General features: G+C 74.4%; 11 protein-coding genes and 2 pseudogenes. 10 read left to right on the top strand and 3 right to left on the bottom strand.

What is annotated here, in order from left to right:
• Positions 1-10 precede the first annotated feature (10 nt).
• On the top strand, positions 11-511 hold the full coding sequence (locus tag PV410_RS13000) for a hypothetical protein (protein ID WP_361791587.1): 501 nt from the start codon (positions 11-13) through the stop codon (positions 509-511).
• Here the strand turns inward: PV410_RS13000 and PV410_RS12995 are convergent.
• Both PV410_RS12995 and PV410_RS12990 read right to left on the bottom strand, forming a co-directional pair.
• Positions 474-2484, bottom strand: a pseudogene (locus tag PV410_RS12995) (N-acetylmuramoyl-L-alanine amidase). The gene PV410_RS13000 and the pseudogene PV410_RS12995 sit on opposite strands and share 38 nt — an antisense overlap.
• Before the next feature lie 319 nt (positions 2485-2803).
• The gene (locus PV410_RS12990; RefSeq protein ID WP_500324259.1) at positions 2804-3898 is read right to left on the bottom strand and encodes an aminoglycoside phosphotransferase family protein; all 1095 of its coding nucleotides are present in this window, start codon (positions 3896-3898) and stop codon (positions 2804-2806) included.
• 395 nt (positions 3899-4293) lie between these two features.
• Between PV410_RS12990 and PV410_RS12985 the strand changes: the two genes are divergently transcribed.
• Positions 4294-5769, top strand: coding sequence for a DNA-binding protein NsdB (locus PV410_RS12985; protein ID WP_500324258.1), 1476 nt, complete (start codon positions 4294-4296; stop codon positions 5767-5769).
• Between the two features lie 161 nt (positions 5770-5930).
• Here the strand turns inward: PV410_RS12985 and PV410_RS12980 are convergent, their stop codons facing one another.
• The gene (locus PV410_RS12980) at positions 5931-7418 is read right to left on the bottom strand and encodes a PP2C family protein-serine/threonine phosphatase (RefSeq protein ID WP_500324257.1); all 1488 of its coding nucleotides are present in this window, start codon (positions 7416-7418) and stop codon (positions 5931-5933) included.
• Between the two features lie 347 nt (positions 7419-7765).
• On the opposite strand from PV410_RS12980, the gene PV410_RS12975 reads away from it, so the two are divergent.
• From PV410_RS12975 to PV410_RS12940, 8 genes and pseudogenes are all read left to right on the top strand, one after another.
• Positions 7766-9190 carry a HEAT repeat domain-containing protein gene (locus PV410_RS12975; RefSeq protein WP_500324256.1) on the top strand — a complete coding sequence of 475 codons (1425 nt, stop codon included), beginning with the start codon at positions 7766-7768 and terminating at the stop codon, positions 9188-9190.
• 683 nt (positions 9191-9873) lie between these two features.
• Positions 9874-10995 carry a glycosyltransferase family 4 protein gene (locus PV410_RS12970; RefSeq protein WP_500324255.1) on the top strand — a complete coding sequence of 374 codons (1122 nt, stop codon included), beginning with the start codon at positions 9874-9876 and terminating at the stop codon, positions 10993-10995.
• Complete coding sequence (locus tag PV410_RS12965; protein WP_500324254.1) at positions 10992-12146, top strand: glycosyltransferase; 1155 nt, start codon at positions 10992-10994, stop codon at positions 12144-12146. The genes PV410_RS12970 and PV410_RS12965 overlap by 4 nt, the downstream gene beginning before the upstream one ends.
• Positions 12143-13168, top strand: a complete 1026-nt coding sequence (locus PV410_RS12960) for an SGNH/GDSL hydrolase family protein (RefSeq protein ID WP_500324253.1) — start codon at positions 12143-12145, stop codon at positions 13166-13168. The genes PV410_RS12965 and PV410_RS12960 overlap by 4 nt, the downstream gene beginning before the upstream one ends.
• 4 nt (positions 13169-13172) lie before the next feature.
• Complete coding sequence (locus PV410_RS12955) at positions 13173-16775, top strand: hydantoinase B/oxoprolinase family protein (protein WP_500324252.1); 3603 nt, start codon at positions 13173-13175, stop codon at positions 16773-16775.
• Positions 16776-16819: 44 nt separating this feature from the next.
• Positions 16820-18370 carry a hypothetical protein gene (locus PV410_RS12950; protein ID WP_500324483.1) on the top strand — a complete coding sequence of 517 codons (1551 nt, stop codon included), beginning with the start codon at positions 16820-16822 and terminating at the stop codon, positions 18368-18370.
• A gap of 40 nt (positions 18371-18410) precedes the next feature.
• Positions 18411-19292 (top strand): hypothetical protein, encoded by an 882-nt coding sequence (locus PV410_RS12945; RefSeq protein WP_500324251.1) that lies wholly within the window; start codon positions 18411-18413, stop codon positions 19290-19292.
• An 85-nt stretch (positions 19293-19377) separates the two neighbouring features.
• Positions 19378-21158 (top strand): annotated as a pseudogene (locus PV410_RS12940) (hypothetical protein); the annotation flags it as partial.

The raw sequence follows: 21158 nt of genomic DNA, 5'->3' as shown, positions 1-21158 counted from the left end.
CGATGGGCGCATGTCGTTCCTCCGCCGCCGCAGCGCCGCAACGCCCACAGGGCCGGAATTCGACGTCCTGGCCATGGACCCGGGCGACTGGCCGGGCGAACTCGGCGCCGGGCTGCTGCCCGGGGAGGACGGCAGTTGCCAGGGCATCTTCCTGCGCTACGACCTCTTCGGCGGGCGCGGTCCCGCCATGCTGATCGGCAACCTCCCCGAGGGCTCGCCCGCCCGCGACCTCGAAGAGGGCCAGATCCCCTTCGAGGTCGCCCAGCTGCTGCTGGCCCTCGGCAACGACGAGCCGGTCGAGGTCGTCGGCACCGAGGACACCCCGGTCATGCACGGTGACAACCTGCTGATCGTGCGCAAGGTGAAGCTCTCCGAGGGGCGCATCGCCTGCACGCAGTTCGATCGCAGCGACGGCGTCCTGGTCACCATCGCGACCTGGGACCGCCCGATCACCGACGACCTCTACCAGTTGCTCAAGCCCCTCCCCGCGGAGATGTTCCAGCAGGGCTGAGCGGGGCCCAGGAGGGCCGCAGGGTCACGTCCTCGGCCTTGACCCAGGCCACCCGGTGGCCGAACTGGATCTCGTAGTAGAGCTGCTCCCCCCCGCACCACCACGTGCTGGGAGGCGTCGAAGGTGACCGCCCGGTAGTACTCGCCGTGCGTCGCCTGGCCCACCGCGTAGCTCTGGCCCGCGAGGAGCCGGTACGGCAGCGGGGCCTCCGGCTGCACCGGGACCCCCGCCGGGTAGGCGGACGCCTCCGGGTAGGCGCGCCCGTACACCGGGACCTCGCCGCGGCCCTCCTTCGGGCTGACCAGCAGGCCCGTGGCCGGCAGGGCGGTGCGGTGCCCCCTGGGGTCGTGGAACCAGGCCTTCTGGCCCAGGTACCAGATCGCCGTCCAGTCCCCGCGTCGCTCGGCCACCGCGAACTGCTGGCCGGTCGAGGCACGGGCGCCGGTGTCGTTCACCCCGGTCGTGGAGGGGGCCTCCCCGTGCAGACCGACGTCCTTGACGAGTGGGGCGTCCTCGCGTGGCTCGGTGTACAGCCGGACGGCCGTGGAACCGCGGGACGGGCAGGTGTCACCGGCGCTCGCGCACCCGGTGTAGACGGGCCGGTTGGAGCCGTAGTCCGGGTCGATCGTCACCAGGGCGCTGCCCGGCCCGGCGGTCTGCCGGAAGGGCGCTCCCAGGAGCTGGAAGTAGTGCGCCCAGTCCCAGTACGGGCCGGGGTCGGTGTGCATCCCCGGGATGTTCGCGGGGGTCGGTCCCGGGACGTTGTCGTGGCCCAGGACGTGCTGCCGGTCCAGCGGGATGCCGTAACGCCCGGCCAGGTAGCGGACCAGCCGGGCCGACGCCCGGTACATGGCCTCGGTGTACCAGGCGCCGGGATCGGTGAGGAAGCCCTCGTGCTCGATGCCGACGGACTTGGCGTTGACGTACCAGTTGCCCGCGTGCCAGCCGACGTCCTTGGTCCTCACGTGCTGGTCGACGTGGCCGTCCGCGGAGCGGATCGAGTAGTGCCACGCGAGGTAGTCCGGCTTCTGCACCAGCTGGAGGGTGGTGTCCCAGGTGGCCTCGGTGTCGTGGACGACGATGTAGTCGATCTTCTGGTCGTGCGGGCGGTCGGCGAGGTCGTGGTTGCCGTAGTCGCCCGTGCCGTACTCCTCGTACGGCGCCGGGAGCCATTCGCACGCGATCGTGCGCGGGCACTCCGTCCCGTCCGCGGCAACCGTGCGCAGACCCAGGGAGCGGAGCTGGGCGGTCTCCGGCGCGAGCCCGGGGTGCGCGGCGAGGGTGAGGCTCTCCCCGTCGTCCGTGGTGCGCGTGACTCCCTCACGGATGACCTGGAAGACGTCGTCGGCGAAGACCGACGCCGTGGCGGTGTCGTCGGCGCCCGAGTAGCGCGCCACCGCGCCGTACCAGCGGGCCGGGTCCGAACTCAGCGGTGTGCCCAGCGACTTCTGGGCCCGGGCCAGCAGCGCCGCGCCCCCCTCGACGTTGGCCGCCGGGTCCTCGCGCAGCTCCTCGGCGCTCAGCCCGGTCAGCCCGGCGGCGCGGTCCAGCGTGGTGAGGGTCGAGGGCAGCGCGCGGGTGTCCACGGCGGGCAGCCCCACGTCGGCCAGGGGACGGCCCGCGTCTCCGCGCGGGTCGTCACCGCCATCTCCCCGTCGGGGCTTGTCGGTGAGCGCCGTCCGGGCGTCCGTGAGGTGCATGGGGCCGTATCCGGCGGTGACACTGGGCAGTCCGCGGTGGGTGTCCCAGCGCGACTCCAGGTAGGCCACGCCCATCAGCACGCTCTCCGGGACGTGATGACGTTCCGCGGCGTCCTGGAAGGCCTGCCGGAGAGGTGCGTCCCGCTCCTGCGGGGTCACGCCGGCCGCGGCCAGCGGCGGCAGGGCGGAGAGCAGGGCGCCGACGGCCACGGTGACCGTTGCGGCGGTGACGACCTTGCGCGGGCGTCTCGCGTTGTGGGGGGTTCCTCGCACTGCAGCCTCCTGTGGTGACGCACGGGGCCGTTCGGCACCACAGAGGTATCCGTTGGTCGACGATCCGTCAACTAGGCGCTGTGAAAGCTGTTTACGCATGTCAGCGCCCGTGCGGGGAGCTTTCCCCACACGGGTGCCATGGCCTGCGGTGCGTCAGTGGACTGGACCACCGGCGGTGCCGTCCCGGCCGTGAGGCCGCCCGGGCGGCACCGCGACGGCACCGGAGGACCCTCCCCTGGCCCCCGGGTCCGCGACCGCGGTGCTCCGCCGTCCACCACGCACCGGTTCCTCCTCTTCCGTCCGGGGACCGGCCGGAAGGTCACCTCGTGCCGACGGCGGCCCTGACGGCCCGCCGGGCGAGGCCCGCGTCGTCGTGCAGACGGCGCAGCAGCAGGCGCTGCTCCTCGCCGGCCTCGGCCGCGCCCGGACCCACCGGGACGGTGCTGCGCATCGTGCGCTGCACGGCCGTCTCGTAGGTGCGGATCTCGCGGGTGACCACCAGCATCAGGTTGACCAGGAAGGCGTCACGCGCGATCGGTCCGGCGGCCTGCGCCATCTGGCTGATCTGCCGCCGGGTGACCGGGTCGTCGCCCAGGATCATCCAGAGCACCGCCAGGTCGTAGCCGGGCAGGTACCAGCCGGCGTGCTCCCAGTCGACCAGCACCGGGCCGGCCGGGGAGAGCAGGATGTTGGAGAGCAGGGCGTCGCCGTGGTTGAACTGGCCCTGTGCGTGCGCCAGTCCGTGCAGCAGCTTCTGCAGGTCGCCCATGTCCCGGTCGGTGAGCAGTCCCAGCTCGTGATAACGGGACAGCCGTGACGCGTAGTCGACGGGGGCGTCGAAGATCCCGGCCGGCGGACGCCACATGTTGACCCGGGAGATCGCGCTGAGCGCCATCCGCACGTCGGCCCGCGGCGGAGCCTCCGAGGGGTGCCGCTGCAGGGCCGCGACCCGTCCGGGCATGCGCTCCAGCACGAGCGTGCAGCTCTCGGGGTCGGCGGCGATCAGCCGCGGCGCCCTGACCGGAGGCCGGTGCCGTACGAAGGCCCGGTACGCGCCGATCTCGTGCCGGTACCGCTCCACCCAGGCGGGGGAGTGGTCGAGCAGGCACTTGGCGACCGCGGGGGCACGGCCGGAGGTGCCGACCAGCAGCACCGAGCGGCCGCTGCGCCGCAGCATCTGGACCGGCGTGAACTCGGGGCAGATGCGCTGCACCGAGGCGATGGCCGAGCGCAACTGCGCGCCTTGGGGACCGGTCAAGTCGAGCCTCCCGCTGAGCGGGTGGGAGGTTCCCGGCGCGCCCCTGCGCGGAGCGGGCAGCACCGGACGAGGCCGTAGGGCGGTCCCTGTCCCGGTGAAGCCCGGGAGCTGGGTCGGCCGGGGCGGTGCGGACACGGAGGACGATGCTGAATACATATGGGGAGACAGATCCCTTCGTGTGCCAACGAGCTCTTGACGAGGTGGCGGGGCCGGCGCGTGGACGGATCCGGAGCCGGAGTCGGCGTCCGGTCCCGCACCCTGGGGAATGCGGGTCCGGGCCGGCGGTCCGAACTGTCCACGCGCCGTACGCCCCTCGCGTACCAGTACGCACATGTCTCTCGAGTTGTTCAACGCTGATCGGCGTTTTTCGAAAGTTGTTCATATGCGACCGTTCGCGAGCCGGCGGTTGCCGGGCCGGGTGGCGCGTTCCTACCTGACCACCGCATGCGGGTGGCAGACCATCTGGCGCACCCTGGCGAACCATGGCGAATGCTCGCGGCGGCGCTGACCGGCCGTTAGTGTCAACAGTGCCGAGGAACCTGGGGGCTTGGATGGACAAGGAAGCCAACTCACGGCTAGCGGACCTGTTCGCACTCACCGGATGGTCCAAGGGAGAGCTCGCGAGACTCGTCAACCGGCAGGCGGCGGCCATGGGCCACCCGCAGCTGGCGACGGACACCTCGCGGGTGCGCCGCTGGATCGAGACCGGGGAATCCCCCCGCGAACCCGTCCCCACCGTGCTGGCCGCCCTGTTCACCGAGCGTCTCGGCCGTGTCGTAACCATCGAGGATCTCGGGTTCGGCCGGCATCGGCGTACGGGAAGGAAGCAGTCCGTCAGCGCCGACGGACTGCCCTGGCCACCGGAGCGAACAGCCGCGGTCCTCACCGAATTCACGGGAATGGACCTCATGCTCAACCGACGCGGTCTGGTGGGCGCGGGAGCCGCGCTTGCCGCGGGTTCCGCACTCAGCAGCGCCATGTACGACTGGCTGCGCACCGATCCGGCGCTCGCGGCCGACGCCCCCACCACCAACGACCCCTTCGACGCCGACGCCGTCTCCTACGACCGCTACGAGGCGGCCCCGGTCGGCTCCCATGAGATCGAGGCGCTGGAGCGCTCGGTCGAGGTGTTCCGCGCCTGGGACGCCTCCCGCGGCGGCGGACTGCAGCGCAAGGCGGTCGTCGGACAGCTCAACGAGGTGGGCGGCATGCTCGCCTACCACCACCCCGACCACCTCAAGCGCAGGCTCTGGGGCGTGGCCGCCAACCTCGCCGTCCTGGCGGGCTGGATGTCCCACGACGTGGGCCTGGAGCCCACCGCCCAGAAGTACTTCGTCATCGCGGCGCACGCCGCGCGTGAGGGCGGGGACCGGCCCAGGGCCGGCGAGGCGCTCTCCCGCGCCGCCCGGCAGATGGTCCACCTGGGACGGCCGGACGACGCACTGGACCTGATGAAACTGGCGCAGTCCGGCTCCGGGCAGGAGACCCTGCCGCGCACCCGCGCCATGCTGTGCACCATCGAGGCCTGGGCACAGGCCTCCATGGGCCACGGCCAGGCGATGCGCCGCACCCTGGGCAAGGCCGAGGACCTCTTCGCCACCGACCGCGGCGACGTCCCGCCGCCGAGCTGGATGCAGATGTTCGACGAGGCCGATCTGCACGGGATGCAGGCGCTGGCGTACCGCACCCTCGCCGAGTACGAGCCGCTGGCGGCGCGGACGGCGCAGCAGCACGCCAAGCACGCGCTGGAGCTGCGCGGCAAGGGCCGCGACCGGTCCAACATCTTCGACTACATCTCGCTGGCCTCGGCCTGCTTCATCGCCGACGACCCCGAGCAGGCGGACCGCTACGCGCGACTGGCGCTGCTGACCATAAGGCAGAACTCGTCGCTGCGGACCTGGGACCGGCTGCGGGAGATGTACCGGCTGACGGCCCGCTACTCCGACTTCACCAGGATCCAGGACCTGCGTGAGGAGATCGAGATCGCGCTGCCGAGCGGCCCCAAGCGCAGGGGCCCCGCGATCTGAGCGGAGACCCACGCGGAGGACGTGGACATCGATGAGCGGGACCAGCCGACTCGACGCCGAATGAGCCGGCTCTCCCGGATGCCGTCCTGATGTCGACACATCGACATGGGAACACGTCGACCGTGGACCGACAGGGCCGTGGACCAGTGCGCCCCTGGACCTCAGTGGAACTTGGCGATGAGCACGCAGGCGTCGTCCTCGCGCTCGGGGGCGCCGAGTTCCTCCACCACGATGCGCACGCACTCCTGCGGGGTACGGGCCTGGGCGAACCTCGGGCCGAGCTCCAGCAGGCGTCGCACGGCGGTGGCCGAGTCCGAGGCCGCCATGGAACCGGAGCGGCGCGGCAGCAGGCCGTCGGTGTGCAGCACCAGCAGGTCGCCGGGGAGCAACCGCTCGGTGGCCTGGCCGTACTGGGCGCCCGAGGTGGCGCCCAGCAGTACGCCCTCGGGTGCGTCGAGCGGTCGCCCCGTCCCGTCGCGGAACAACAGCGGGGCGGGGTGTCCGGCCTGCGCCCAGACCAAAGAGCGGTCCTCGGGGCGGTAGCGGCAGCACAGGGCGCTGCCCAGGGCGGGCTGCGCGGAGCTGTCCAGCAACTGGTTGAGCCCGCCCAGCAGCGGGGCCGGGTCCAGCCCCGTCATCGCCATGCCGCGCAGCGCGCCGAGCAGCATGGCCATGCCGGAGGTGGCGGAGACCCCGTGCCCGGTGAGGTCGCCCACGGTGAGCAGCGCGGAGCCGTCGGGCAGGTGCAGCGCGTCGTACCAGTCGCCGCCGACGAACGCGCCGGTGGAGGACGGGAGGTAGTGGGCGGCGAGGTCGACCGTGGTGGGGCCGCCGTCCTGCGGGAACCGCAGGGAGCCGCGCCACGGCGGCAGTACGGCCTCCTGCAGCTCGACCGCCAGCCGGCGCTCGGTCTGCGCGATCTGCTGCTCGCGCTGCAACGAGTCACGGGTCTCGCGCAGCGTCCGCTGGCTGCGGCGCAGTTCGCTGACGTCGCGGAGCACCGCCCACATGGAGGCGGTGGCGCCGGCGGCGTCGAGCACCGGCTCGCCCACCATGTGCACCGTACGCACGGCACCGTCCGGGCGGACGATGCGGAACTCGCAGTCGATCGGCCGGGTGTCCACCAGGCAGCCGGTCACGGCCGCGGTGAGGGTCTGCTGGTCCTCGGCGAACAGCCAGGAGGGCAGCTCGTCCAGGGTCAGCGGCCCGTCCTCGCGGGTGCGCCCGAAGATGCGGTAGAGCTCCTCCGACCACTGGACACCGTCCGTGAGCAGGTCCCACTCCGCGCTACCGGCCCGCCCCAGGGCCTGCACGGCGCCGGCGACCGGCGCGGGGACCGGGACCTCCCGGGCGGACCGGCCCGCGTAGGCGGCGCCGCCGGGCTCGGTGCCCGTCTCCGGGTCGCCGAGGGCGGGGATGCCGTCCCGCAGTTGCCCGAGGTGCGCACCCAGGTCGTCGAGCTGGTGGACAGCGAGGTCGCACAGCGCGCGCTGCCAGCGCAGCTGCGGGTCCTCCTCGTCCTCGGCGGCGGCGTCACGACGAACGGCGTCGACCTTGCCGCGCAGCTGGCGGGTCTGGGAGATGAGCGCGTCCACGGTGCCGGGCTCAGGCTTCGCGGTGGCGCGGTCCTCATGCAAATGGGGCGGCATGACGCTCTCCGAACATGTCTCCGAACCGGGCGCCGGCCTCAACGGGGCCGTACGGATGGGCCAGTCACGACTCTTGCACAAGGAGTGATGGCCCGTAAGGGTTTCTGCAATACCCGATCCGGTGGTGCTACCGGCATATGTCAGGAGCCTGGAGGGCCGCCACGCTCGGAGAACTCGGCGGAATGCCTCGGTCCGGGTAAGCTGCGGGACTCCGGCCGCGAGCGTGCCCGCGAGCCGCCCGGGTGCCGCACAAAGGGTTTGAACCCGGGACGATCTGCGAAGATACCTCGCAGCCGGTAACGGGAAATCCCGTTGCCAACCAACTCCCCGCACCGGATGCTGACCTCATGTTCGACCCCGACATAGCGCCCAGCGGTACCCTTCTCGGCCTCCTCCAGAGAGGACGCGGAGACGGGACCCTGCACGCCCTCGCAGCGCAGCGAGCAGACGCGCTCGCGGCGCTGGAGCAGTGCGTCCTGCGCGACCCCCGCCACGACTGGCGCGTGGAGTCCCGCTCCCTCTATTACGCGCGCCTCTACTCGGAGCTCGAGGGCTCGCTCGACGGGATCGAACAGCACCTCTTCCACCCCGACGACATCATCAGCCCCGACGAGCACCGCTGCGGCCTGGCGCTGTCCGTCCTCGGTCACCTCGCCGGTTACGGCCGCCGGGACGCCGCCCTGCTGCTGCGCCGCTACGCCGCCACCGGCGGCAACTGGGAGTGGGCCCTGGACGAGCTCGCCGTACGTGACGAGGACGACGCGCTGCGTGCCCTCGGCCCGGCCGTGCTCGCCCGCTTCCCGCTCACCACGGAGGGTGACGCCCAGCTCGCCACCGCGCTCCGCGAGGCGTACGAGCCGCGGCCCTGGCGGTTGTGGGCCGAGGATCCGGACCCCGCCGTCTCCGAACGGGTGCGCAAGGCAGCGGAACAGACCGCCTTCGACCGCTGGCAGCGCCAGATGCGGCCCGCCGGGCCGACCCCGGGCTGGAGCGTGGGCGCCGTCCTCGAATGGGCCCAGGAAGGCCTGGCCGCCCACCCACCGCAGCACCGCGACGCCCCCGCCGCCCGCTGCCTCGCCGCCGTCGCCGGCCCCGAGGACCGCGAGGAGCTCGTCCGGGCGGCCCGCAGCGGTCCCGAGGCGGCCCGCGCGGCCGCACTCCGCCACCTCTCCGACCGCCAGGACCGCGAGGCCCTCGACCTCATCGAGGCCGCCGCCCTCAGCGAGTCCGAGCTCGTCGCCCGCGCCGCCGTCGAGTCCTTCGAGCGGATGCGCAGCATCGCCGCCCTCGCCCGGGCCCGCGCCTGGTCACGCCGTGAGGACGTGCTCGGCGCGACCGCCGCCCGCATGCTCGCCTGCCGCGGCGGCGAACAGGACGCCGACCGCGTCCTCGGCGCCCTGCGCCGCCTCGTCCAGCGCGAGGGCGCCGACGCCGAGGGCCTCGCCGTGCTCGTGGAAGGGGCCGGCCGGCTCTCCATCGAGTGCGCCGCCCCCGTCCTGCGCCACGTCTACCGCGAGACGAGCTCCTCACAGCTGCGCGGCGTCGCCGCCCACGCCCTCGCCCGCACCGACCCCTGCTTCGGCGCCGGCCTCGCCGTCGAGTGCCTGTGGGACTGCGAGGAGACCACCCGCGAACTCGCCGCCCGCACGGCCACCACCTCGGACGTCCGGGTCCTGGCCCGCCTGCGCAGCCTCGCCGCCGATCCCGCGGAGGAGGCCGAGGTCCAGACCGCGGTCCGCGGCCGCCTCAGCTCCGGCGATCCCGCGCGGTAGGCCCCGGCCCCCCGGCCGCGGGTGGGGCCGGACCGGATGGACGGGTGCGACCTGCCGCTGCCGAGTCCGGCCTTCGCCCACGGCATCCCGCCGCGGGCAATCCCGGAGCGGATGGGCGTGGACGGCCGTCCGGCCCTGCTCGGCCAGGACGAACTCGCCGGCGCGTTCGGCGACCTGCTGTACGCCGACGGCGGGTGCGTCGACGGCGCCGGCCGCTCCGGGGAGTGGGCCCGGGCCTGGGAGCACGGCAGTTGGAGCTGCGTCGAGGGCGAGCGGCTGGTCCTCGACGTACCGGCGGGGACGCGGGCGCTGGTGCTGCACGCCGACGACATCAACATGCTGCCGGGCCTCCACCCGGACCACTGCCCCGGCCGCGATCCCCATCGGTTCACCCCCGGACCACGGCCCCCTGGGTCCGCGCGGCCTGTTCCACCGCCTCGCCGAAGGACTCGGCGTCGGCCTCCCGCACGCCGACCCGACCGCCCGCCGGTCCCGTGCTCGTCGCCGAACCCCTGCCCGGACCGGCGACCGGCGCCCGATGCCTCCCGGCGCGGCGTCCGGGGGAGACCGAGGGGCGCCGGCGCGGCCGGAAGGCCCGATCCGGAGCCAACGCTCACGGCACGTTCCCCAAGGTGAAAGATCCACGTGACCCGGACAACGCCCGGGGAGCCGACAACGTCCGTATGCGAGTAGCCATCGTCACAGAGTCCTTCCCACCCGACGTCAACGGAGTGGCCCACTGCGCGCTGCGCACGGCCGAACATCTGGTCCGCAGGGGCCACGAGCCGCTGGTGATCGCGCCGGCCGGCCCGCAGGAGTCCGCGCCGGGGGACGAACCGTGCCCCGTCGTGCGTGTGCCGTCGCTGCCGCTGCCCGGCTACCCGCAGGTCAGGGTGGCGCTCCCCGGCCGCAGGACCGCGGCGACGATCGCCGCGCACCGCGCCGAACTCGTCCACCTGGCCAGCCCGTTCATCCTCGGGGTGCGCGGCATGGCCGCGGCCACCCGCCAGCACATCCCCGCGGTCGCCGTGTACCAGACCGACCTCGCGGGGTACGCCCGCACCTACCTGAGCCGTGGCGAGAGCACCGCGTGGCGCCGCATCCGCGCCGTGCACACGGCCGCCGACCGCACGCTCGCCCCGTCCAGCGCCTCCCAGCGCGACCTGGAGGCGCACGGCGTCCCGCGCGTGCACCTGTGGCCGCGCGGCGTGGACTCCGTGCGCTTCGACGCGGCCCACCGCGACGAGGCGCTGCGCCGTGAACTCGCCCCGAACGGTGAGGTCCTGGTGGGCTACATCGGCCGCCTCGCTCCGGAGAAGCACGTGGAGCTGCTGGCCGGCGCGGGCCGGCTGTCCGGGGTGAAGGTGGTCGTCGTCGGGGACGGCCCGAGCGCCGCCGGGCTGCGCGAGGCGCTGCCGGACGCGGTGTTCCTCGGCCGCCGCACCGGCCACGACCTGGCGCGGATCTACGCCTCCCTCGACGTCTTCGTCCACACCGGGCCGTTCGAGACGTTCTGCCAGACCGTCCAGGAGGCGATGGCCAGCGGGCTGCCCGTGGTCGCCCCCGCCGCCGGCGGTCCGCTCGACCTCGTCGACCACGGCCGCACCGGGCTGCTCGTGCCGCCCGGCGACGTGGACGCCGTCACCGGCGCCGTACGGCTGCTGGCCGGTGCCCCGGCCATGCGCGACCAATTCGGCGCCGAGGGGCGCGCCGACGTGGCCGCGCGCACCTGGGAGGCCGTCGGGGACCTGCTCCTGGAGCACTACGCGCAGGTGCTCGACGCCCGCACGGCGGTGGCGGCATGACCGGCCCGCTGCGCATCGTCAGGCTGGCGAACTTCGTCACGCCCACCTCCGGCGGCCTGCGCACCGCGCTGCGCCACCTCGGCGAGGGCTACCTCGCGGCCGGCCACGACCCGGTCCTGGTCGTCCCCGGCCCGGCCGCCAAGGACGAGACCACCTCCCAGGGCCGGGTCATCACCCTTCCCGGCCCCCTGGTCGCCGGTACCGGCGGCTACCGCGTCCTGACCGGCCGGGCCCGGCTGGAGGCGGTGCTGGACGGCCTCCGCCCCGACCGGCTGGAGGTCTCCGACCGCACGACGCTGCGCTGGACCGGGGAGTGGGCGCGCCGCCGCCGGGTGCCGTCCGTGATGGTGTCCCACGAGAGCGTCGACGGGGTGCTGCGCACCTGGGGTGTGCCCAGCGGCCTCGCCCAGGGCGCCGCCGACCGGCTCAACCGCCGCAGCGCGCACGTGTACTCGCGTATCGTCTGCACGACGGCCTGGGCGGCGGCGGAGTTCGAGCGGATCGGGGCCCGCAACGTCGTACGGGCGCCGCTCGGCGTCGACCTGGAGGCATGCCACCCGGCGCACCACGACCCGGAGTTGCGCGCCCGGTACGCCGGCAACGCCGAGGTGCTGCTGGTGATGTGCTCCCGCCTGTCGCCCGAGAAGCGGCCGGGACGCGCCCTGGAGGCCCTCGCCCACATGCGTCGCCAGGGGGTGGACGCCGTCCTTGTCGTCGCGGGGGACGGGCCGATGCGCGCCCGCCTGGAGGCCCGGGCCCGGGAGGCCCGGCTGCCGGTCACCTTCGTCGGGCACGTCCCCGTCCGTCGCGCCCTGTCCGCCCTCCAGGCCACCGCCGACGTGGTCCTGGCCCCGGGCCCGGTGGAGACGTTCGGCCTGTCCGCCCTGGAGGCCCTCGCCTGCGGTACCCCGGTCGTCGCCAGCGCGCTGTCCGCGCTGCCCGACATCCTCGGCCCGGCCGGTGCCGCCGCCACCGACGACGGCCCGGCCTTCGCCGACGCCGTCGGCCACCTGCTGGCCCGCCCGGAGCCCATGCGCCGCGCCATCGCCCGCGCCCAGGCCGAGCGCTACGGCTGGCCGACCGCCGTGAACGCCTTCCTCGCCGCCCACGACGCCGCGCCCCGGCTCACCGTCCCGGAGGTCACGCCATGACGACGGGCACGCAGACGCCCACCGTCCCCGGACGTGCCAGACCCGCGGCCCACGCGCCCACCGTCGCGGTACCCGTCCAGGCCCAGGTCACCGCCCGGATGCCCGCCCCTGCTCCCGTCCCCGCCCCGGCCACCACCCCGGCGTCGGTCCAGGCCACCACCGTGTCCGCCGGCACAAAGGAGATACGTTTCGCCGCCCTCGGCGACTCGCTCACCGAGGGCCTCGGCGACCCCGTCGCCGGCGGATGGCGCGGCTGGGCGCCGCTCCTGGCGCACGGGCTGTCCGCCGAACCCTCGGCCGTGCGCCTGCTCAACTGCTCCCGCAGCGGCGCCCTCACCAAGGACGTCGTCGAGGAGCAGCTGCCGCGCGCCCTGGACCACCGGCCGCACCTGGCCTCCGTGGTGATCGGCGCCAATGACACGCTCCGCGGCAGCTTCGACATCGAGACCGTCGCCCGCCGCCTGGACACCGTCCTGGCCCAACTGCGCGCCGAAGGCGCCGAGGTGCTCACCGCCTGCCTGCCCGACCCCGGCCGCATGCTGGGGCTGCCGTGGCCGCTCGCCCGCCCGCTGGGCCGCCGGATGGCCGCGCTGAACCAGGTCGTGCACGTGCTGTCCGAGCGGTACGAGGCCGTGCACCTGCACGCCGCCCGCCATGCGTGGGCGACCGACCGCGCCTCGTGGAGCGCGGACCGGCTGCACCCCAGCGAACTCGGCCACCGGCTGCTGGCCCGGGAGTTCCACGACCTCCTGGTCTCGCGCGGCCTGTCGGACGGCGAACCGCCGTCCACGACCCCCGGCGGCCCGGGACCGGGCGCCGCGGCGAGCGTCTGGTGGATGGCGACCAAGGGTACCCGCTGGGTCGCCGACCGCTGCACCGATCTGCTGCCCGATCTGCTGCGGCTCGCCGGCCGGGAGGCCCGGCACCGGCTGGCCGGCACCGACGGGCTGCTGGACCTGCGCTCCCGCGACGCCACCGCCGGTGCGCTGGCCCGCCTGGAAGGGACGTCCCTGGGACAATGAGGGGGTGACCGGACGCTGGGAGTTCTGGATCGACCGGGGCGGCACCTTCACCGACGTCGTCGCCAGACGGCCGGACGGCGGCCTGGAGACGTGCAAGCTGCTCTCCCACGACCCCGGGCGCTACCGGGACGCCCCCGTCGAGGGCATCCGGCGCATGCTGGGCCTGGACCCGGGCGAACCCGTGCCCGCCGACCGGATCTCCGCCGTCAAGATGGGTACCACGGTCGCCACCAACGCCCTCCTGGAACGCAAGGGGGAGCCGACCGTCCTCGTCGTCACCGAGGGCTTCCGTGACGCGCTGCGCATCGCGTACCAGAACCGGCCGCGGCTCTTCGACCGCCGGATCGTCCTCCCCGAGGCGCTCTACGAGCGCGTCATCGAGGTCCCCGAACGCATCGGCGCGCACGGCGAGGTCGTCCGCCCCCTCGACCCGGCCGCCACCGCAGCTGCCCTGCGTCAGGCGCGCCGGGACGGCCTGACGAGCGTCGCCGTCGTCCTGCTGCACGGCTACCGCCATCCCGCCCACGAGCAGGCCGTCGCGCGGGCGGCCCGCGAGGCCGGGTTCGACCAGATCAGCTGCTCCCACGAGGTGAGCCCGCTGATCAAGCTGGTCCCGCGCGGCGACACCACCGTGGTGGACGCCTACCTGTCGCCGATCCTGCGCCGTTACGTGGACGAGGTGGCCGCCGAACTGCGCGGCGTCCGGCTGATGTTCATGCAGTCCAACGGCGGGCTCCGCGAGGCCGGTCACTTCCGCGGCAAGGACGCCGTGCTGTCCGGCCCGGCCGGGGGAGTGGTCGGCATGGCCCGTACGTCCCGGCAGGCCGGGTTCGACCGGGTCGTCGGCTTCGACATGGGCGGAACCTCCACCGACGTCTCCCACTGGGCGGGCGAGCTGGAACGCGTCCTCGGCACCCAGGTGGCGGGCGTACGGATGCGGGCGCCCATGATGGACATCCACACGGTGGCGGCGGGCGGCGGCTCCGTCCTCCACTTCGACGGGCAGCGCTACCGCGTCGGCCCCGACTCCGCAGGTGCCGACCCGGGCCCCGCCTGCTACCGCCGCGGCGGCCCGCTGACCGTGACCGACGCCAATGTGATGCTCGGCCGTGTCCAGGCGGCGCACTTCCCGGCCGTGTTCGGCCCGGACGGCGACCAGCCGCTGGACACCGAGGCCGTCCGCGCGGGCTTCGCGCGGCTCGCCGAGGAGTCCGGGGCCGCGACCGGCGACCGCCGCACCCCGGAGGAGGTCGCCGCGGGCTTCCTGGAGATCGCCGTCCTGAACATGGCCAACGCCGTCAAGAAGATCTCCGTACAGCGCGGCCACGACATCACGCGCTACGCCCTCACCAGCTTCGGCGGAGCCGGCGGCCAGCACGCCTGCGCGGTCGCCGACGCCCTGTCCGTCGACACGGTCGTCGTGCCCCCGCTGGCCGGTGTGCTGTCCGCGTACGGGATCGGCCTGGCCGACGCCACCGCCATGCGCGAGCGCTCCGTGGAGACCGGACTCGGCGAGGACGGGCTGCCCGCGCTGCGCAAGGCCCGCGACGAGCTCGACGGCCTGGCCCGCGCGCAACTGCGCGAGGACGGGGTGCCCGACGACACCGTCGAGACCGTCACCCGCGTCCACGTCCGCTACGCGGGCACCGACGCGGCGCTCCCGGTGCCGATGGGCACGGTCGACGCCATGCGCGAGGCGTTCACCGCCGACCACCGCGCCCGGTACGCCTTCACCATGGACAAGCCCCTGGTCGTCGAGGCGGTCTCGGTCGAGGCCGTCGGCTCCGCGGGCCCGCCCGGACGGCACCACGTGGAGCCGCCGGCCCGCGAGGGCCCCCTGCGACCGGCCGCCGAGGTGTCGCTGTACACGGAGGGCCGGCGGCAGGGCAGCCCCCTGTTCCGCCGGGACGCAATGCGCCCGGGCGACACCGTGGACGGGCCCGCCGTGATCGCCGAGGCCGACGCGACGACCGTCGTCGACCCCGGCTGGCGGGCCGCGGTGGGCGAGCACGGCCACCTCCTGCTGACCCGGGTGCGGCCGCGGCCCGGCCGGGTGGCGGTCGGCACCGAGGTCGACCCGGTGATGCTGGAGATCTTCAACAACCTCTTCATGTCGATCGCCGAGCAGATGGGGGTGCGCCTGGAGAACACCGCCCACTCCGTCAACATCAAGGAACGCCTGGACTTCTCCTGCGCCCTGTTCGACCCCGAGGGCAACCTGATCGCCAACGCCCCCCACATCCCCGTCCACCTCGGCTCCATGGGCGAGTCCATCAAGGAGGTGCTGCGCCGGAACGAGGGCACCATGCGCCCGGGCGACGCCTACGCCGTCAACGACCCGTACCACGGGGGCACCCACCTGCCCGACGTCACCGTCGTCACCCCCGTCTTCGACGACGAGGGCCGGTCCCCGCTCTTCCTCGTCGCCTCACGCGGCCACCACGCCGAGATCGGCGGCCTCACCCCCGGCTCCATGCCCGCCTTCAGCCGCACCGTGCACGAGGAGGGCGTCCTCTTCGACAACTGGCTCCTGGTGCGCGACGGCCGCCTGCGCGAGGAGGAGACCCGCGCCCTGCTGGCGGACGCCCCGTACCCCTCGCGCGACCCGGACACCAACATCGCCGACCTGCGCGCCCAGATCGCCGCGAACGAGAAGGGCATCGCCGAGCTGCGGCGCATGACCGCGCAGTTCGGCCTCGACGTCGTGCACGCCTACATGCGGCACGTGCAGGACAACGCCGAGGAGTCCGTGCGGCGCATCGTCGCCGGCCTGGACGACGGCGACTGCGCGTACGAGACCGACAACGGCGCGGTCGTCCGCGTCGCCGTCCGCGTCGACCGCGCGACCCGCTCCGCCGTCCTGGACTTCACCGGCACCGCGCCGCAGCAGGAGGGCAACTTCAACGCGCCGCGGTCCGTGGTCATGGCCGCCGTGCTCTACGTCTTCCGCACCCTCGTCGCCGACGACATCCCGCTCAACAGCGGCTGCCTGAAGCCGCTGGACGTCCGCGTCCCCGAGGGCTCGATGCTGGCCCCGGAATACCCCGCGGCCACCGTCGCCGGCAACGTGGAGACCTCCCAGGCCGTCACGGGGGCCCTGTACGCCGCGCTCGGCGTGCAGGCCGAGGGCTCCGGCACGATGAACAACGTCACCTTCGGCAACGACCGGGTGCAGTACTACGAGACCGTCGCCAGCGGTTCCGGGGCGGGCGAGGGCTTCGACGGCGCCGACGCCGTACAGACCCACATGACCAACTCCCGGCTCACCGACCCCGAGATCCTCGAGTGGCGCTACCCCGTCCGCGTCGAGGGCTTCGCCCTGCGCGACGGCAGCGGTGGCGACGGCCGGTGGCACGGGGGCCGCGGGGCCGTCCGCCGCATCCGCTTCCTGGAACCCATGACGGTCGCCCTGCTCTCCGGCCACCGGCGGGTCGCCCCGTACGGCCTGGCCGGCGGCGGGCCCGGCGCCCTGGGCGAGAACCGGATCGAGCGCGCCGACGGCTCCGTCACCCCGCTCGGCGGCGTCGACTCCGCCGACGTCGGGCCCGGTGACGTCCTGGTCGTCGCGACGCCCGGCGGGGGCGGCTACGGGGCCGCAGGCGGCTGAGGGGGCCCGGGCGCGGGGCCGCCCGGACCGTGCCGTTTGGGATGATGTCGGTCCGAGCGCCTAGTCTGTGCGTCGTGACCACGACCGTTCCGCACCAGCTCAGCGGCGGTGTCCGGCCCGCGCCGGGGCCGGCCGCGGACGAGGGCCTGGCCCGCCGGCTCAAGGCCCTGGCCTGCACCGCGCCGCTGCACGACCTCGACGTGCGCAAGGCCAACCTCGCGGGCGAGTACTCGGTGTATGCGATGGCGGAGGTGGCCCTGGCCGTCATCGACCTGGTCACGCTCAACATGGACTTCGACACCGGTGCCGACCACGACCAGATAATCTCCCGTCTGCTGCCGCGCATCGCCGCCCAGGCCCCCGGCCGTCCCGCCGCCGAGCACGAGCGGGTGGGCCGCTGGGTCCTGGAGAACCTGATCAACGTCGGCAGCGTCGACCGCGGCTTCCGCGCCGTCTACGGCACCTTCGGCCCCGACGGGGCGTACGTCCGCCGTGACTACGACTTCAAGCTCATCGAGGAGGTACCGGGCCGCGACGGCACCGTCTACCTGCGCACCACCGACGAGGCCGTCAACGTGCTCGTCGGTGCCCTCGACACCGACGTGACCAGCGCCCAGATCGCCGCCGAGGTCAAGCTCGAGGTGCTGATCAACCGGGGCCGCCTCGCCGACGCCCAGCTCGCCGCGGAACAGGCCCGCTACCGCACGGTGCAGTACGCCGAGACGCTGCGCCGCGCCCTGGACGCCACCCGCCGCAACGTCCGGGCGGTCGACTGGATCCGCACCGTCCCCGACATGATCGACGAGGCGCTCGACCACGTCGCCGACCGCTACCGGCACGAGAACGCCATCCTGACCAACATCCGCAAGGCCAGGGACGAGTCGGAGGACCCGGAGCACAAGCGCCGTGCCGCCGAGCTCGTCGACATCGTCAAGGACTGCATCCGCCGCCACACCCAGCTGCAGTCCCGGCTGCTGGAGGCCGGGCCGATCTTCCGCGCCGAGCAGGACCGGCAGGCCTTCGCCGCACCGCGCGGCGGCGCCCTCGTCGGCATGCTCGACCTGTACGGGCAGCTGGTCGCGCCGGTCCTGCCGCTCCCGGTGGAGCAGGCCACCCGGGTCACCGACGCCTGGTTCGCCCGCGGCACGGGCCTGCGCACCCCCGCCTCGGTACGCGTCACGGACCTCGTGGACGCCCTGCTCACCCCGCCGCTGGAGCGCGAGCACCTCGGTGCCGAGATGCCCGAGCCCGACCTCGTCGCCACGCCGGACGACAGCCGGTTCAGCGAGGAGCAGCTCGAGACCGCCCTGGAACTCCTCGACCTGCCGCACGACGCCCCCCGCCGGCTGTCCGGGCTGCTCGCCGAGGCCCGCCGCCTCGATCCCGAACTGCCCTACCTGGTGGCCCTGCTGGCGGTGCACGCCGCCAGCCCGCCGGTCGGCACCGCCTACCGCCAGGGCGAGGAGCGGCTGCTGTTCGCCGTGGACGACGGCACCGGGCTGGACGACCCCGAGTTCGGCGGCGCCGACCTGATCGTGGGCACGGCCCGGCTGGACGCCGCCGGGATGGCCGCCGAGCGGTCCGAGGTGGCGTGACGATGAGCGAACCGACCATCCGTACCGAGGAGACGACCCCGTGAGCGACCACCGCGACGGCGAGAGCACGCAGCCGCCCGCAGCGGCCCCCGTCCCGGCGGCCGTCACGCCGGGCGACGCCGCGGACGCCGCCCGTCTCGTCTCCTTCGGTCTCCAGCCGAAGCTGCTGCCCGGGCGCGACGTCGAGTACGCCGAGCTGATCCGGCGCTACCGCGAGGACCCGCTGTTCTCGCGCCTGGCCGACGCCGTGGCCGCCGGGCTCGGCCTGGTCGTGCTGGAGGTCTCGCCCCGGGCCGGCATGGCGCTGGCCGCCGGCGAGGACTCGGTCTTCGCCGTCCGCATGGGCGACTACTCACGCCGCGCCGCGTCCGACGCGGGCGACCGCTTTTTGCACGGCCTCGCCCACCTCGCCACCGCCGCCATGGCCTTCCCCCGCCCGGAGGACCTCGCCGACGACGCGTACATCGGCCGGGTCACCGTCAACGGCATCGACGGCTTCCTGCGCCAGGCCTGCCGCAGGCTGGAGGAACGGGCCGAGGAGCAGGGCGAGAACACCGACCCGGCCAGCGACGCCCCCGGCCTGGAGGCCGCCTGGCGGGTCTACGTGCGCCGCAGCTCCACCGGCGCCACCAAGGACGCCCGGCGCCTGGCGGGCTCCACCACCGGCATCGTCGGCAAGGCCGTCTCCTTCCTCGTCGACTCGGGGTTCCTGCAGCGCACAGGTGACGAGTCGGGCGGCACCTACCGCACCACCGCCCGCTACCAGCTCCAGGTGCGCGACATGGCGGGCAGCGCCGCCATGGCCGAGCTCCTCGACCTCGGGATCGTGCCCCGGGCCGGTGACTCGGCGGCCCTGATGCCGGCCGCGGACGGCGACGACCTCGACCTCGTGACCGGAGCCGGCCTGCCCTTCCACTCCTGAAGCGGCGCCCCGCCCCCGCACCCGCCTCCCGGATCCTGCCGATCCACCCGAACCCGCCGACCACAGACCACCACGAGAGCCCCCCATGTACGAGCTGTCCCGGGTCCGCCTCTACTCCATCGGGCCCGCCGGTGCGCGCTACGCCGACACCGTGCTGGACCTGCGCGGAGTCGGCGAGCCCGTGCCGCACCCCGCCCCCGCCCAGGCGGAGTTCTTCGAGGACGAGCCGACCGGCCCGCCGCGCCGTCCGGCACCGGCGGGGGTGCTGTTCCTGGAGAACGGCGGCGGCAAGTCCGTCCTGCTCAAGCTGATCTTCTCGGTCATGCTGCCCGGTCACCGCAACACCCTGGGCGGCGCCAGCTCCGGAGTGCTCCGCAAGTTCCTGCTGGCCGACGACTGCGGCCACGTCGCCCTGGAGTGGCAGCACACGGTCACCGGCGAGCTGGTCGTCGTCGGCAAGGTCAGCGAGTGGCGCGGACGCCAGGTCTCCTCCGACCCGCGCAAGTTCGCCGAGGCCTGGTACTCCTTCCGGCCCGGTCCGGGGCTCAGCCTGGACTCGCTGCCCGTCGCCGAGTCCACCGCGGTGCGGACGCCCGTCGAGGGCGCCTCGGGTGCCCGCGGGCGCCGCCGCACCATGAAGGGCTTCCGCGACGCCGTGACCGACGCCGCACGCTACTACCCGCACCTGGAAGTGGTGTGGGAGGAGATCCACGACCGGTGGAACGAGCACCTGGGCGAGCTCGGTCTGGACCCCGAACTCTTCCGCTACCAGCGGGAGATGAACGCCGACGAGGGCGAGGCGGCCGGCCTGTTCGCGGTGAAGAAGGACTCCGACTTCACCGACCTCCTGCTGCGCGCGGTCACCGACACCCGGGACACCGACGGCCTCGCCGACCTCGTGCACGGCTTCGCGGGCAAGCTGGGCCGCCGGGCCGAACTCACCGCGGAACGCGACTTCACGGCGGGCTCCCTCGAACTGCTCGGCCGCATCGTCGACACCACCGCCGCCCGCGACCAGGCACGCGGCGTCCACGCCCAGTCCGAGCGCCGCAGCCGCGCCCTGGCCCGCAGGCTGTCCGCGCGCGCCCGCGAGGAGCGGGGCCGCGCCGCCGAGCTGGCACAGGAGACGGCCCGTGCCGCGCACACCGTCACCGACGCCGAGGCCGCCCGCGGCCGCAGCGCCCTGGTCGCCGCCGAACTCGCCTACCGGCACGCCTCGCTGGCCCTGGCGTCCGGCGAGAAGAGCGCCACCGCGCTGCGCCGCGAACTCAACGACGCCCGGACGCTGCAGTCCGCCTGGCAGGCCGCGGAGATCGTGCTGCGGCACCGGGCCGCAGCCGACCGCATGACCCGGGTCACCACCGCCATCCGCGAGGCGGAACGGGACGCCGCGCCCGCACTCGCTGCCCGTGCGAAGGCCGCGGGCGATCTCGTCCGCGTGCTGCGGGCCGCCGCGGACACCGCCGACGAGCGGGCGGACGCGGAGGAGGAGCGGTCCGCGGGTCTCCAGGCGCAGTCCGAGGCGGCGCACCGCGACGCCACCGCCGCCGCGACGGAGGCACAGCGCGCGCGCAGCGAGTCCGGGCACCTGGTGCAGCGGCTGGCGGAGGTCGAGCAGGAGACCGCCGAGGCGGTCCGGACGGGCTGGCTGGACGACTCCGCCCCCGACGCCGACCCGGCCCGCGCCGCCCTGGAGGCCTCGGACGCGGAGAAGGCCGCCGCGACCGCCGCGGAGGCCGCGCGTGACGCCGCCCGCCGGGCCGGCGACATCGTCGGCGCGGCGCGCGACCTGGCCGACGCGGCCACCGTCGCGTACCGCTTCTCCAGCGAGTTCGCCCTGCTCCCGGCCGTGGACGAGGTGACCGC

Source organism: Streptomyces sp. PA03-5A, assembly GCF_033792725.1.
In the GTDB taxonomy this organism is placed as follows: domain Bacteria; phylum Actinomycetota; class Actinomycetes; order Streptomycetales; family Streptomycetaceae; genus Actinacidiphila.
The sequence above is the reverse complement of the archived record's forward strand: the minus strand, read 5'-3'. Positions and strand labels throughout refer to the sequence as shown.

Excerpts from the sequence above, each read along its gene's own strand:
- PV410_RS12990 (WP_500324259.1), bottom strand. The coding sequence starts at position 3,898 with ATGTATTCAGCATCGTCCTCCGTGTCCGCACCGCCCCGGCCGACCCAG.
- PV410_RS12960 (WP_500324253.1), top strand. The coding sequence starts at position 12,143 with ATGACGACGGGCACGCAGACGCCCACCGTCCCCGGACGTGCCAGACCC.
- PV410_RS12975 (WP_500324256.1), top strand. The coding sequence starts at position 7,766 with ATGTTCGACCCCGACATAGCGCCCAGCGGTACCCTTCTCGGCCTCCTC.
- PV410_RS12980 (WP_500324257.1), bottom strand. The coding sequence starts at position 7,418 with ATGCCGCCCCATTTGCATGAGGACCGCGCCACCGCGAAGCCTGAGCCC.
- PV410_RS12965 (WP_500324254.1), top strand. The coding sequence starts at position 10,992 with ATGACCGGCCCGCTGCGCATCGTCAGGCTGGCGAACTTCGTCACGCCC.
- PV410_RS12985 (WP_500324258.1), top strand. The coding sequence starts at position 4,294 with ATGGACAAGGAAGCCAACTCACGGCTAGCGGACCTGTTCGCACTCACC.
- PV410_RS13000 (WP_361791587.1), top strand. The coding sequence starts at position 11 with ATGTCGTTCCTCCGCCGCCGCAGCGCCGCAACGCCCACAGGGCCGGAA.
- PV410_RS12950 (WP_500324483.1), top strand. The coding sequence starts at position 16,820 with ATGTCGGTCCGAGCGCCTAGTCTGTGCGTCGTGACCACGACCGTTCCG.
- PV410_RS12970 (WP_500324255.1), top strand. The coding sequence starts at position 9,874 with ATGCGAGTAGCCATCGTCACAGAGTCCTTCCCACCCGACGTCAACGGA.